11 protein-coding genes and 1 pseudogene are annotated in these 14,022 nt (G+C 63.0%); 7 read left to right on the top strand and 5 right to left on the bottom strand.

What is annotated here, in order from left to right; genetic code table 11:
* Positions 1–262: 262 nt before the first annotated feature.
* Positions 263–1,609: a class II 3-deoxy-7-phosphoheptulonate synthase gene (locus ACF8GF_RS20445; protein WP_209964332.1), complete on the bottom strand. Its 1,347-nt coding sequence runs from the start codon at positions 1,607–1,609 to the stop codon at positions 263–265.
* A gap of 116 nt (positions 1,610–1,725) precedes the next feature.
* Between ACF8GF_RS20445 and ACF8GF_RS20440 the strand changes: the two genes are divergently transcribed.
* Together ACF8GF_RS20440 and ACF8GF_RS20435 are read left to right on the top strand one after the other, a co-directional pair.
* On the top strand, positions 1,726–2,481 hold the full coding sequence (locus tag ACF8GF_RS20440) for a spermidine synthase (protein WP_010952896.1): 756 nt from the start codon (positions 1,726–1,728) through the stop codon (positions 2,479–2,481).
* A gap of 317 nt (positions 2,482–2,798) precedes the next feature.
* A pseudogene (locus ACF8GF_RS20435) lies at positions 2,799–4,512 on the top strand (DEAD/DEAH box helicase).
* Positions 4,513–4,641: 129 nt separating this feature from the next.
* Here ACF8GF_RS20435 and ACF8GF_RS20430 read toward each other — a convergent pair.
* Entirely contained in the window at positions 4,642–5,409 is a 768-nt protein-coding gene (locus ACF8GF_RS20430; protein WP_176685758.1) for a class III extradiol ring-cleavage dioxygenase, read from the bottom strand.
* Positions 5,410–5,510: 101 nt separating this feature from the next.
* Between ACF8GF_RS20430 and ACF8GF_RS20425 the strand changes: the two genes are divergently transcribed.
* Entirely contained in the window at positions 5,511–6,161 is a 651-nt protein-coding gene (locus tag ACF8GF_RS20425) for a thiopurine S-methyltransferase (RefSeq protein ID WP_392487885.1), read from the top strand.
* A 178-nt stretch (positions 6,162–6,339) separates the two neighbouring features.
* Here ACF8GF_RS20425 and htpX read toward each other — a convergent pair whose 3' ends face one another.
* Positions 6,340–7,227 (bottom strand): protease HtpX, encoded by an 888-nt coding sequence (gene htpX / locus ACF8GF_RS20420; protein ID WP_010952899.1) that lies wholly within the window; start codon positions 7,225–7,227, stop codon positions 6,340–6,342.
* Between the two features lie 514 nt (positions 7,228–7,741).
* Entirely contained in the window at positions 7,742–8,953 is a 1,212-nt protein-coding gene (locus ACF8GF_RS20415; protein WP_003247100.1) for a pyridoxal phosphate-dependent aminotransferase, read from the bottom strand.
* Between the two features lie 167 nt (positions 8,954–9,120).
* On the opposite strand from ACF8GF_RS20415, the gene msrB reads away from it, so the two are divergent.
* Positions 9,121–9,516: a peptide-methionine (R)-S-oxide reductase MsrB gene (msrB, locus tag ACF8GF_RS20410; protein WP_176685760.1), complete on the top strand. Its 396-nt coding sequence runs from the start codon at positions 9,121–9,123 to the stop codon at positions 9,514–9,516.
* A 13-nt stretch (positions 9,517–9,529) separates the two neighbouring features.
* Positions 9,530–10,018 (top strand): glutathione peroxidase, encoded by a 489-nt coding sequence (locus ACF8GF_RS20405; RefSeq protein WP_176685761.1) that lies wholly within the window; start codon positions 9,530–9,532, stop codon positions 10,016–10,018.
* Here the strand turns inward: ACF8GF_RS20405 and ACF8GF_RS20400 are convergent.
* Positions 10,008–12,365, bottom strand: coding sequence for a response regulator (locus ACF8GF_RS20400; protein WP_176685762.1), 2,358 nt, complete (start codon positions 12,363–12,365; stop codon positions 10,008–10,010). The genes ACF8GF_RS20405 and ACF8GF_RS20400 overlap by 11 nt on opposite strands.
* Before the next feature lie 203 nt (positions 12,366–12,568).
* Here ACF8GF_RS20400 and ACF8GF_RS20395 point away from each other — a divergent pair, with 203 nt between their 5' ends.
* Both ACF8GF_RS20395 and ACF8GF_RS20390 read left to right on the top strand, forming a co-directional pair.
* Positions 12,569–13,456: an ATP-binding protein gene (locus ACF8GF_RS20395; RefSeq protein WP_176685763.1), complete on the top strand. Its 888-nt coding sequence runs from the start codon at positions 12,569–12,571 to the stop codon at positions 13,454–13,456.
* Entirely contained in the window at positions 13,457–13,939 is a 483-nt protein-coding gene (locus tag ACF8GF_RS20390) for a GAF domain-containing protein (RefSeq protein ID WP_176685764.1), read from the top strand.
* Positions 13,940–14,022: the final 83 nt, after the last annotated feature.

The raw sequence follows: 14,022 nt of genomic DNA, 5'->3' as shown, positions 1-14,022 counted from the left end.
GTCCCTTTTTGTCGTGGCAAAAAGGGACCAAAAACCGTCGGCTCCCATCATCCGGCCCCTGCGCTACGCTCCGGGGTCCCCTCGCTCCGGCCTTGCTCCCGGGAGCACGCGCTGCAGGCCCCATCCATGGGGCCTCAGCGCTTGACGGGCATCCATGCCCGTCATCTCCCTCCGCAAGGCCTCCACTCGGCCTCCTGAAGTCGCAATCTGCGTCGCCTGAACTACCGCGCGCTTAGAAGCAAAAGCGAAAAGCGAAAAGCGCTCAGCGCCGCACCTGCTTGAGGGTTTCGGCAATCAGGAACGCCAACTCCAGCGACTGATCAGCATTCATCCGCGGATCACAATGAGTGTGATACCGGTCAGACAACGCATCCTCGGTGATCGGCCGGGCACCACCGATGCATTCGGTGACGTTTTGCCCAGTCATCTCGATATGGATACCGCCGGCATGGCTGCCCTCAGCCTGGTGCACCTGGAAGAACTGCTTCACCTCATCCAGAATCTGCGCAAAATCGCGGGTCTTGTAACCGCTGCTGGCCTTGATGGTGTTGCCGTGCATCGGATCGGAACTCCACAGCACCTTGCGCCCCTCGCGCTCGACCGTGCGGATCAGCCCCGGCAAGTGGTCGCCAACCTTGCCCGCGCCCATGCGCACGATCAGGTTCAAACGCCCCGGGTCATTGGCCGGGTTGAGCGTGTCGATCAGGCGGATCAGCTCTTCGGGGTTCATGCTCGGGCCAACCTTGACCCCAATCGGGTTGTGCACGCCACGCAGGAACTCCACATGTGCCCCATCGAGCTGGCGGGTGCGGTCGCCGATCCACAGCATGTGCGCCGAGCAGTCGTAGTAGTCGCCGGTCAGGCTGTCCTGGCGCACGAAGGCTTCTTCATAGTTCAGCAGCAGCGCTTCGTGGGCCGTGAAGAAGCTGGTTTCGCGCAGTTGCGGCGCGCTGTCCAGGCCACAGGCACGCATGAACGCCAGGGTCTCATCGATGCGATTGGCCAACTGGTGGTACTTGTCGGCCAGTGCCGAGTTGGCGATGAAGTCCAGGTTCCACTTGTGCACCTGGTGCAGGTCGGCAAACCCGCCCTGGGCGAACGCGCGCAGCAAGTTGAGGCTGGCGGTGGCCTGGTGGTAGGCCTGCAGCAGGCGATCCGGGTCCGGAATACGGCTTTTGGCGTCGAAACCTATGCCGTTGACGATGTCGCCGCGGTAGGCGGGGAGGGTGATGTCGCCGATGGTTTCATCGCCAGATGAGCGGGGTTTGGCGAACTGCCCGGCCATACGCCCCACTTTCACTACCGGGCAGCCGGCGGCAAAGGTCATGACAATGGCCATTTGCAGCAGCACCTTGAAGGTGTCGCGGATTTTTGCAGCCGAGAACTCGGCGAAGCTCTCGGCGCAGTCGCCGCCCTGAAGCAGGAAGGCACGGCCTTCAGTGACTTCGGCAAACTGCCGGCGCAGCTCGCGTGCCTCACCCGCGAACACCAGCGGCGGGTAGCTGGCCAGGGTCTGTTCAACCTTCAGCAGGTGCGCAGCATCGGGGTAGGTCGGTTGCTGCTGGATCGGCAGGGCGCGCCAGCTGTCGGGGCTCCACGGTTGGTTCATCTTGGGCTCGGTCTTGTCGGTTGTAGGCTATGGGCCATGGTAACAGTTGGCGCTGCGCTTGTTGCATCCAGGGTGTTGGCGGACAATGCGCGTTTTTGCGCAGGTGGGTGGTGGACATGACGGCGGAACGGCAAGAGCGGCTGCTGGCACGGGTGGAGGATGCTTTTGGCGTCATCAGCGTGTACGAAGTAGACGACTACCGCTTTCTGGAGTTCGGCGATGCGATCGAGCAAAGCTGTGTGTTCACGGCCGACCCCAGCTGGCTGGAGTACGACTATACCCGCGCCATGCTGGTGGGGGCGCTGTGCCACGAATCGCCGGAGAGCGCGCTGTTTCTGGGCCTGGGCGCCGGCACGCTGACCCAGGCCTGCATGAAGTTCCTGCCGTTGGAAGACATCGAGGCCATCGAGCTGCGCCCGGATGTGCCGCGCCTGGCCATGGATTACCTGGGCCTGGACGACGACCCACGGCTGTATGTGCGCATCGGCGATGCCCTGGAGTTGCTGCCCACGGCAGAGAAGGCCGACCTGCTGTTCGTTGACTTGTACACCGACCATGGTCCTGGGGTCGGGCACCTGGCGTGGAACTTTCTGGAGAACTGCCAGCAACACCTGAACCCGGGCGGCTGGCTGGTTATCAACCAGTGGGCCACCGATGATGGCAGGCCGCTGGGCGCAGCGTTGTTGCGCGGGTTGTACCACCGGCATTACTGGGAACTGCCTGTGAAGGAGGGCAATGTGATTCTGCTGGTGCCGGCAGACCTGGAGCAGTCGCTGGACCTGGACGGTTTGAGAGCCCGGGCCGAAGCGCTGGCGCCCCGTTTGGGGTACAGCCTCGATGGGCTGATCCGCGAGATTCGGCCGGCTACCTGAAAGGCTCAACCGCTGCGACACCGAGCGCGCACGGCTTCAGGGGATTATCGATTCAGCCTGTCGTGCTTGGTGGCCCGATGCTGGCCCTGCACCCGTGAAAATTTTCCTCACGTACGTGACTATTTCAGGTATAGTACGCGCCGGTCTTTTAGCGGACCTCAAAATCAGGTGGTGCAAATCCTCCGAGTCCAGCTTCGGCTGCGCGTCCGCTAGGCGGACCTTCCCAAGTTTTCTTTTTCAATCGTTTTCGCAAATCCCCGCCGCCAAAGCTGCCTGGGTGACCTGACGGTCTTTCAAGGCATGTGCAGCTTTGGAGCATGGGTCTTTGCGGATGCACCTAGAGGCAGACCCATGACCCAGGAAACCGGCGGCTTCGCCGCTCTCGATCTTAACCCGAACATTGTTGCTGCCGTTGTGGCTACCGGCTATGAAGAGCCGTCCGCCATTCAGCAACAATCGATCCCGATCATCCTCGCCGGTCACGACATGATCGGCCAGGCGCAGACTGGCACCGGCAAAACCGCTGCCTTCGCCCTGCCGATCCTGAACAAGATCGATGTGAGCAAGCGCGAACCGCAAGCCCTGATCCTGGCGCCAACCCGTGAGTTGGCGCTGCAAGTTGCTACCGCTTTCGAAACCTACGCCAAGCAGATGCCGGGCGTGAACGTTGTCGCCGTCTACGGTGGTGCCCCGATGGGCCCACAGCTGCGTGCGATCCGCAACGGCGCGCAAATCGTCGTGGCCACCCCGGGCCGTCTGTGCGACCACCTGCGTCGTGACGAAAAAGTCTTGTCGACCGTACAGTACCTGGTACTGGACGAAGCCGACGAGATGCTGAAGCTGGGCTTCATGGATGACCTCGAAGTGATCTTCGACGCAATCCCGGCTACCCGTCAGACCGTACTGTTCTCCGCAACCCTGCCGTCGTCGATCCGTTCGATCGCCGAGCGTCACCTGCGTGAACCCAAGCACGTCAAGATCCAGACCAAGACCCAGACCGTTACCGCGATCGAGCAGGCCCACCTGATGGTCCACGCGGACCAGAAGATCCCGGCTGTGCTGCGTCTGCTGGAAGTGGAAGAGTTCGACGCGCTGATCGCCTTCGTACGTACCAAGCAAGCCACCCTGGACCTGGCCGCCGCGCTGGAAGCCAAAGGCTACAAGGCTGCTGCACTGAACGGCGACATCGCCCAGAACCAGCGTGAGCGTGTGATCGACTCGCTCAAGGATGGCCGCCTGGACATCGTCGTCGCCACCGACGTCGCTGCCCGTGGCCTGGACGTACCGCGCATCACTCACGTATTCAACGTCGACATGCCGTACGACCCGGAGTCCTACGTACACCGTATCGGCCGTACTGGCCGTGCCGGTCGCGATGGCCGTGCACTGTTGCTGGTTACCCCGCGTGAGCGCCGCATGCTGCAGGTGATCGAGCGTGTAACCGGGCAGAAGGTTGCCGAAGCGCGCCTGCCTAATGCACAGGCCGTGCTGGATGCCCGCATCAAGAAGCTGACCTCGAGCCTGGCGCCGCTGGTAGCCGAAGCAGAAGCCACCCACGGCGAGCTGTTCGACCGCCTGACCACCGACCTGGGTTGCAGCGCGCGTGCACTGGCTTCGGCCCTGCTGCGCAAGGCCACCAATGGCCAGGCGCTGGACCTGGCGGCGGTAGAGCGTGAGCAGCCGCTGGTACCGAGCTTTGCCCCGCGTGGTGAGCGTACCGAGCGCGGTGAGCGTGGCGAGCGCCCTGACCGTGGTGACCGTGAGCGTCGTGCGCCGCTGCCGTTGGCCGAAGGCCGCGTGCGTTGCCGTACCGCCCTGGGTGCCCGTGATGGCATCGCTGCCAAGAACCTGCTGGGTGCGATCCTCAACGAAGGTGGCCTGGCGCGTGACGCTATCGGCCGCATCCAGGTGCGCGACAGCTTCAGCCTGGTCGAGCTGCCGGAAGACGGCCTCGAGAAGCTGCTGTCCAAGCTCAAGGACACCCGCGTGGCTGGCAAGCAGTTGAAGCTGCGTCGCTACCGCGAGGATTGATCCTGGCGTAATGAAAGAATCCCCGGCTTAGGTCGGGGATTTTTTTTGCCTGTACCGGCCCTTTCGCGGGCAAGCCCGCTCCTACAGGTACCCCACATGTAGGAGCGGGCTTGCCCGCGAAGAGGCCCTTCAGTCGAACCGATAGATGTCCATCCCCAGCGCGCCCAGGGTAAACCCCTGATGCACCACGCCGAACTTGCTCCCGGCCCCGAGGGCAAAGAACAGCGGCAGCAAATGCTCATCACTGGGATGGTTGCGCAGCGCAAACGGCGCCTGCTGCCGGTAATCCAGCAACGCCGCCTGGTCATCCTCCTGCAGTCGGTCTACCACCCAATCCCTGAACGCCATCGCCCACGGCTCGATCACATCCGGCCCCGCATGCCAGTCCAGCTCACCCAGGTTGTGGGTAATGCTGCCCGAACCCATCAGCAGTACATCCTCGGCACGCAACCCCGCCAGTGCCTGGCCCACCTTCAGCTGCAGCGCCGGCCCCATGTGGCTGGGTAGTGAAACCTGCACCACGGGAATGCGCGCATCCGGGTACATCAGCGACAGCGGCACCCAGGCGCCATGGTCGAATGGGCGTTGCATATCCAGCCGCGCGGGTAACCCCGCAGCCTTCAATCGCTCGCTGACCTGGCCAGCAAGCCCGGGCTCGCCCGGCGCCGGGTACTGCACCGCATACAGGGCCGGTGGGAAGCCGTAGAAGTCGTGCCAGGTTTCGGGCTGTGCGCTGCCGGTGACCAGCAGCTCGCGGCTTTCCCAGTGTGCCGACACCACCACGATCGCTTTCGGCCGGGGCAGCGCGTTGGCCAATCCGGACAGTGCCGGCCCGCTGGCGCCGGGTTGCAGGGCAAGCATGGGGGAACCATGGGAAATGAACAGGCTGGGCAGCATGGCGGGGTCCTGAAGGTTAAGATGCAACCATCATCGATTAACTACAGATCGAAATCCAAACCAAGTTTTACCGACAAATCATCTAAAAATCGGGAGTGATCATGGAACCAGCGTTCTGGCAGCAGCGGTGGGCCGACAACCAGATCGGCTTTCACCAAGCGCAGGTGAACCCCTATCTGCAGACGTATTGGCCACAGTTGCAGTTGGCGCCCGGCAGCCGCGTGCTGGTGCCGTTGTGCGGCAAGAGCCTGGACCTGGCCTGGCTGGCTGGGCAGGGCTATCGCGTATTGGGTGTAGAGCTGTCGCGGCGGGCGGTGGAGGATTTTTTCCGTGAGCACGGGCTTGAGCCCGAGGTGCGGCAGCAGGGCGCATTTGAAGTTTGGCGCAGTGGAGATGTGCAACTCTGGTGTGGCGATTTCTTTGCCTTGCGAGCAGAAGATGTCGCTGACTGTGCGGGGCTGTATGACCGGGCGGCGGTGATTGCGCTGCCGGTGCAGATGCGTACGCGGTATATGCAGCTGTTGTCGGGTTTGCTGCCGGCGAATTGCCGTGGGTTGGTGGTGACGCTGGAGTATGACCAGTCGTTGTTGGCCGGACCGCCGTTTTCGGTCGGGGATGAAGAGCTGAGACAGGGGTTTGCGGGGTGGCAGGTGGAGCAGCTGGAGGCAGTGGAGGTGATTGAGGACAGCCCGAAGTTCATGCAGGCCGGGGCGTTGAGCTTGTTGGAGCGGGTGTACCGGCTCGGCCAGTAAGCAGGTAGGGCAGGCTGCCCCGGCCCATGTGGGAGCGGGCGCGCCCGCGAAACAGGCGACGCGGTAGAAGGCACCGGCTTTGCCGGTGTTCGCGGGCGCGCCCGCTCCCACAGAAGGCTGCGTAAGGCCGGGAATAAAAAAGGGCGACCGAAGTCGCCCTTTGTTTTTAACAGGTGAATCAGCCGCGCTGACGCAGGGCCTCGATGCGGTCTTCCAGCGGTGGGTGGCTCATCAGCAACCCGGCCAGGCCGTGCTTGAGGCCGCCATTGATGCCGAAGGCCTTCATGGTGTCAGGCATGTGCACTGGCAGGCCTTGTTCCACGCGCAGGCGCTGCAGGGCGCCGATCATCGCCGCAGTACCGGCCAGTTGCGCACCGGCTTCGTCGGCGCGGAATTCGCGGCGGCGCGAGAACCACATCACGATCATGCTGGCCAGGATGCCAAGGATCAGCTCGGCAACGATGGTTGCGACATAGTAGGCAATGCCTTGGCCCTCTTCGTTCTTGAAGATCACCTTGTCGACAAAGTTGCCGATGATACGTGCAAAGAACATCACGAAGGTGTTCACCACGCCCTGCACCAGCGCCAGGGTGACCATGTCGCCGTTGGCAACGTGGCCGATCTCGTGGGCCAGTACCGCGCGCACTTCATCGGGCGAGAAGCGCTCCAGCAGGCCCTGAGACACCGCTACCAGCGCGTCGTTGCGGTTCCAGCCGGTGGCGAAGGCGTTGGCCTCGTATGCCGGGAAGATACCCACTTCGGGCATTTTGATGCCCGCTTCGCGAGACAGCTCTTCGACCGTTTGCAGCAGCCACTGCTCGTGGCGGGTGCGCGGTTGGCTGATGATCTGGGTGCCGGTGGTCATCTTCGCCATCCACTTGGAGATGAACAGCGAGACGAGGGAGCCGGCAAAGCCGAACACGGCGCAGAACACCAGCAGGCTGCTGAGGTTCAGGTCGACCCCGTTGGCGGCCATGAACCCGTTGAAACCGAACAGGCTCAGGGTAATGCTTGCAACCAGCACCACCGCGAGGTTGGTGGCTACAAACAACAGAATGCGCATCATGGTTGTTACGTTCTCCTGACGGATGAGTTGTCGCTTACTGCGGGGTATATAAGGGGCCTGCCGCGCCGATTCAATCGGGGGACTATTTCAAACTGTGTACGGCGGAGTATGGCAGAGGATGGCCTGCGGGCTGTGGGATAGAGCGTTGCAGGATGTAAGAAACATTCGGCTTGGGGGCTGCGTCAAGGCCGCTGGGTGTTTGCCGCAAGTGGTGTGGCGCCTGTGAGATCGAGCGCCGCCCGCGCGGCGCTTCGCGGGTAAACCCGCTCCTACGTTTGTTTCGGGCCAATTATGCCTGTGGGATTTGCGCGCGAACGCCCTGGCGCATGGCTCGATATCGCGTCGTACAAACAAGGCGATCGCGCGCGCCTGGCACAGGATGAACTGGCCCGAAACAAACGTAGGAGCGGGTTTACCCGCGAAGCGCCGCGCGGGCGGCGCTCGATCTACGCCCCACCATCAACCTTTCGTCGAACCCCTCGTCGAAACTCTCGTCGTCGCCCCCCGTCGAACCCTACTGCGAATAACCCTTAAGGAAATTGCCGATCCGGCCAATTGCCGCTTCCAGGTCATCCACCCGTGGCAAGGTCACCACGCGGAAGTGGTCCGGCCACGGCCAGTTGAACGCCGTCCCTTGTACGATCAGCAGCTTCTCCGACAGCAGCAGGTCAAGGGCGAACTTCTCGTCGTTGAGGATCGGGCAAACCTTCGGGTCGATCCGCGGGAACGCATACAGCGCCCCCATCGGCTTCACGCAGCTGACACCGGGGATATCGTTGAGCAGTTCGTAGGTGCGGTTGCGCTGCTCCAGCAGGCGCCCCGGTGGCAGCACCAGGTCGTTGATGCTCTGGTAGCCGCCCAGCGCAGTCTGGATGGCGTGCTGGGCCGGCACGTTGGCGCACAGGCGCATGTTGGCCAGCATGTCGATGCCTTCGATGTAGCTGTGTGCGTGGTGCTTGGGCCCGGAGATGATCAGCCAGCCGGAACGGAAACCCGCCACCCGGTACGACTTGGACAAGCCGTTGAAGGTCAGGCACAGCAGGTCCGGGGCCAGCGAGGCGGTGCTGATGTGCACGGCTTCGTCGTACAGGATCTTGTCGTAGATCTCGTCGGAGAACACCACCAGGTTGTGTTGGCGGGCGAGTTCCAGCATGCCCAGCAGCAGTTCTTTGGAGTAGACGGCGCCGGTCGGGTTGTTCGGGTTGATGATCACCAGCGCCTTGGTGTTCGGGGTGATCTTGGCCTTGATGTCCTCGAGGTCAGGGAACCAGTCGGCCTGCTCGTCGCACAGGTAGTGCACCGGCTTGCCGCCGGCCAGGCTCACGGCGGCTGTCCACAGCGGGTAGTCGGGGGCCGGGATCAGCACTTCGTCGCCGTTGTTGAGCAGCGCCTGCATCGACATGACGATCAGCTCGGACACACCATTACCCAGGTAGATGTCCTCGATGGTGACGCCTTCGATTTCCTTCTGCTGGCAGTACTGCATCACCGCCTTGCGGGCGCTGAACAGGCCTTTGGAGTCGCTGTAGCCCTGGGCGGTAGGCAGGTTGCGGATCACATCCTGCAGGATTTCATCAGGCGCCTCGAAGCCAAACGGCGCCGGGTTGCCGATGTTCAGCTTGAGGATGCGGTGGCCTTCCTCCTCCAGGCGTTTGGCGTGCTTGAGCACTGGGCCGCGAATGTCGTAGCAGACATTGGCGAGCTTGTTCGATTTGCTGAACTGCATGATGGGATCCCGGTTGAGAAAACGCGCTACGCCCCGCCGAAAGGTTTGAAAGGGCAGGAAGCGGGTGCCAGACTGAACGCCTGGCACACGAAGCCGACTAATATACGTGCCACCCGCGCCCCGGAAAAGACGGTGTGGGGTGAAATTCAGCCTGCCGAGGTCCCTACATGAAAAAGATCGAAAGAACCCTGGACGAATGGCGGTCGATGCTCGACCCCGAGCAGTACCAGGTATGCCGCCTCAAGGGCACCGAGCGGCCATTCAGCGGCAAGTACAACAGCGAGCGCCGCGATGGCATCTACCATTGCATCTGCTGCGGCCTGGCGCTGTTCGATGCGCAGACCAAGTTCGACGCCGGCTGCGGCTGGCCGAGCTTCTACGCGCCGATCGAGGACAGTGCGATGATCGAGATCCGCGACACATCCCACGGCATGATTCGCACCGAAGTCACCTGCGCCCGTTGCGATGCGCACCTGGGGCATGTGTTCCCTGACGGCCCACCACCGACCGGTCTGCGCTACTGCATCAACTCGGTGTGCATCGACCTTCGTCCGCGCGACTGACCGGAGCCCGATCATGGCTGCAACGATGCTGAACATACCCTGCGTGACCCTTGGTGGCGAGCACAAGACGCTCGGCGACTTCCCGGGCAAGGTGCTGTTGGTGGTCAATACTGCCAGCCAGTGCGGTTTTACCCCACAGTACAAGGGCCTGGAGCAACTGTGGCAGGCCTACCGCGACCGTGGCCTGGTGGTACTGGGCTTTCCGTGCAACCAGTTCGGCAAGCAGGAACCTGGCGATGCACGGGAAATTGCGCAGTTCTGCGAGCGTAATTTCGGCGTGACTTTCCCGCTGTTTCGCAAGGTCGAGGTCAACGGCCCGGGCGCTCACCCTCTGTTCGTCGAACTCAAGCGGCGCGGCCCGGGCATTCTGGGTAGCCAGAAGATCAAATGGAACTTCACCAAGTTTCTGGTCGACCCGGCCAGTGGCCAGGTCAAGCGCTATGCCCCCACCACCAAGCCACAGGCCCTGGAGGCGGACATCGAGCGTTTGCTCAGCCGCTGAAGGGTACCCAGTGGTCGACCAGGGCCAGTAGCTCTTCGCGGCGGAATGGCTTGGCCAGGTAGTCGTTCATGCCCGCCGCCCGGCAGCGTTCGCGCTCTTCGGGCATCGCGTTGGCGGTGAGGGCGACGATTGGCAACGCGGGCCAGCGGCCGCTTTGGCGGATACGCCGGCTGGCCTCGTAGCCGTCCATCACCGGCATGTTGCAGTCCATCAGCACCAGGTCGAATTCCTCACGCTCCAGCAGCTCAAGGGCCTCCGCGCCCTGGGTGGCCAGTTGCACCTGGCAGCCGAGCTTGGCCAGCATGCCCTTGGCCACCAGCTGGTTCACCGGGTTGTCCTCTACCAGCAGAATCCTCGCACGGCCTTGCTCCTGGGTAATGGCCGGGATGGCCAGCGGGTGTTCGGGCTCATGGCCTTGCAAGGTGCGGCGCAGGGTCTGGTACAGGGCGTTGCGTGCCAATGGCCGGGCCAACTGGTGCAGCGGGGCCAAGGCCAAGGACTGCTCGTTGGGCAGGAAGTTGCCGTAGGCAGTCACCAGCAGAATCGGGGTATTCAATGCCGGGCGCAGCTCGAACAGGTGCTCGACGTCGTCGGTGATCAACAGGTCGATCGCTCCGGCATCCAGCGTGGCGCAACTGTCATGGCGCTGGTAGGTCAGGCCCCAGGCGGGCAGCAAGTGCTGCAACAGTTCACTGAGCCCGCTGCCGGCTGCGCTCAGTGCTGCCACGCGGCCATGCAAGGGCGCCGGCGGGATGGCTTCGGTGTGCACGGTCAACGGCAACTCGGCGGTAAAACAGCTGCCAAAGCCTGGCTCGGAGCGAATGTGCAGGTGGCCCTGCATGGCCTTGCACAGGTTGCGCGTCAGCGCCAGGCCCAGGCCGGTACCACCGTACTGGCGGGTGATGCCGGCACCGGCCTGGGTGAAGGGCTGGAAGATGCGCGCCTGGGCGTCTTCGGGGATGCCGATGCCGGTATCCCGTACCTCCAGACGCACACCGCCGACAATGGCCACCAAGCGCACATCGACGCGGCCAAAGCGGGTGAACTTCAGCGCGTTGGACAGCAGGTTGCTGACGATCTGCCGCACACGCGTGGGGTCGCCGAGCACGCTGCTGGGGAAGTCGCTGGCGATCAGGCAGGTCAGTTCCACGCTTTGCGCGGTGTTCTGCGACAGCAGGTTGGCGGTGTCTTCCACCATCGAGCCCATGTCGAACGCAATGCGTTCCAGTTCCAGTTGGCCGGCATCGAACTTGGACAAATCGAGAATATCGTTCAGCAGCTCTACCAGCACCTTGCCCGAGTCATGGGCGATCGCCAGTTGCTGGCGTTGCTCGCTGGGCAGCGGGTTGTCCAGTGCCAGGGCGATCATGCCGAGCATGCCGTTGAGCGGGGTGCGGATTTCGTGGCTCATGTTGGCCAGGAAGGCGGCGCGTGCCTGGGCCATGTCCAGCGCTCGGCTACGGGCTTGTTCCAGCTCCTGATTGGACAGGCTCAGGCTGCTGTTGCTGGCCTTGAGCTCGTTGGTGCGCGCCGACACGATGTCTTCCAGCTCGTTCAGATACTGGGTCAGACGGTTTTCCGCGGTGCGACGCTGTTCGATCTCGGTGGCCATGCTGACGAACTGCTGGTTGGCGACCTTCACCAGCACGCCGATTTCGTCATGCTCGTGCCCGTGTGGGCATTCCAGGCGAGTTTGCCGGGGTTTGCGCGGGTCGCTGCCGCTGAGTGCGCCGATCACCGTCACCAGCGGCTTGGTCAGCATCATGTAGAACAGCGCCAGCAGGATGCCGGTCAGCACCAGGCTGCGGGCAAAACCATTGAGCAGGGTGATGCCGGCACGGTCGAGAAAGCGGCTGCCGAAGGCGAAGGTGTCGATGTCCAGGTACAGGGTGCCCAGGTACTCCTCTGGCATGTGGGTCAGGTACAGGCGTTCCTTGAACTGGCGCTGCTCGCCGAACAGGAAGTCGCTGAGTGGCCGGTAGCGGTCCTGAAGCTTTGGCCGCTCGACATCGGCCAGTACCGTTTCGTTATTGTCGATCAGCCGTGCGCGGATGACGGCCGGCGACTGCAGCAGGCCGCGGGTCAGCTCCAGCGCCAGCTCCGAGTCGATGTTGTAGGCGATGCGCGAGGCCGGGTTTTGGCTGATTTGCAGCAACGCGCTCACTTCACGGTTGATGGACGCGTCTTCGCTGGCATAATCGATGCCGATCTGGATGAGACTGAGCAATGTTCCCAGGATGAAGCCGACCAGGACTGTCAACCGGGCTTGCTTGTATGACAGGCGATTGGTGAACTTGATATCCATGAGTCCCGAGCCGGTTTCCCGTTCCTTGCGCTGCGCAAGCATAGCCGAATAGCCCCGGCTGCTGGTGGGTCTGTCTGTTCATTTCAGTTGATCGCCAAGCGGGGGCCGCTTTGCGCCCCTTCGCGGGCTTGCCCGCTCCCACAGGTACAGCTTAGCCCCAGGCTGAACGCAGCCCTGTGGGAGCGGGCAAGCCCGCGAAGGGGCGCGCAGCGGCCCCCAAAAAACTGAAATTGTTAGGAGTCGTCATGGACGCTCGCTTGATCGCTTTTCTGGACCGCGCCGAATCGGTACTGGCGCGTCTTGAACCCCTGTTGCCGGCACAGCGCCCGCACATCGACTGGACCACCACACTGGCCGCGCGCTGGCAGCGTGATGGCCGCAGCGGCTACCTGCTGCCACTGGAGGTCAGCCTGGACATCCGTCTGACCGATCTGATCGGCGTCGACAAACAGCGCGACCAACTGGGCCGCAACACCCACCAGTTCATCAACGGCCTGCCAGCCAACCACGCGTTGCTGTGGGGCTCGCGCGGTACCGGCAAGTCGTCGCTGGTGCGTGCTTTGCTGGCCGAGCACGCCAGCGCCGGCCTGCGCCTGATCGAAATCGAGCGTGACCACCTGGCCGACCTGCCGCGGGTGGTCGAGCAGCTGCAGAAGCTGCCGCAACGTTTCATCCTGTTCTGCGACGACCTGTCGTTCGAAGCCGGGGAGGGCGATTACCGGGTGCTCAAGAGCGTGCTCGACGGCTCGCTGGAGCAGGCCCCGGACAACGTGCTGCTGTACGCCACCTCCAACCGCCGCCACCTGGTGCCCGAGAAGGAAAGCGACAACGAGAACTGGAAGCGTGTGGACGGCGAGCTGCACCCCAGCGAAGCGGTGGAGGACAAGATTGCCCTGTCTGACCGTTTTGGCCTGTGGCTGTCGTTCTATCCGTTCACTCAGGACCACTTCCTGAATGTTGTGGAACACTGGATTGGCCAGTTGGCACAACCTGCGGGCCTTGTGTGGCAACGCACCGAAGAACTCGACATCCTCGCCGTGCGCTGGGCCACCGGCCGCGGTAACCGTAATGGCCGTTGTGCCTATCAGTTCGCCCGCTATTGGGTCGGGCTGCAATTGCTGGAGCAAAAGTAAATGATCGACCTCAATGCCAGTGGCGCCGGCCTCGACGGCTACAATCTGCTGGCGGCGCAAGTGCAGGCGCTGTTCGCCGACGAGCGTGACTTCATCGCCAATGCCGCGCAGTTTTCGGCGTTTCTGTATAACCAGGTGGACGACCTGAACTGGGCGGGGTTCTACCTCAACCGCAACGAAGAGCTGGTGCTAGGCCCGTTCCAGGGCCAGGTGGCGTGTGTGCGTATTCCGTTCAGTAAAGGTGTGTGCGGGGCCGCGGCGGCAACGCGACAGACCCAGCGGGTCGAGGATGTACATGCATTCCCGGGCCACATTGCCTGTGACAGCGCCTCCAACAGCGAGCTGGTGATCCCGTTGGTGAAAGACGACAGGTTGATTGGCGTGCTGGATCTGGACAGCCCGACGGTGGGGCGGTTCAGCGAAGCGGACCAGGTGGGGCTGGAGCGGTTGGCGGCGATCTTTCTGGCGTTGACTGACTGCTGATCAGTGTTGCCTGTGCCGGCCTCTTCGCGGGTGAACCCGCTCCTACAACGGCCTGTGTCCAACCAGGGATGTGTGTCCACCCC

It is taken from the genome of Pseudomonas sp. yb_5 (assembly GCF_043103865.1).
Lineage (GTDB): Bacteria > Pseudomonadota > Gammaproteobacteria > Pseudomonadales > Pseudomonadaceae > Aquipseudomonas > Aquipseudomonas putida_Y.
The sequence above is the reverse complement of the archived record's forward strand: the minus strand, read 5'-3'. Positions and strand labels throughout refer to the sequence as shown.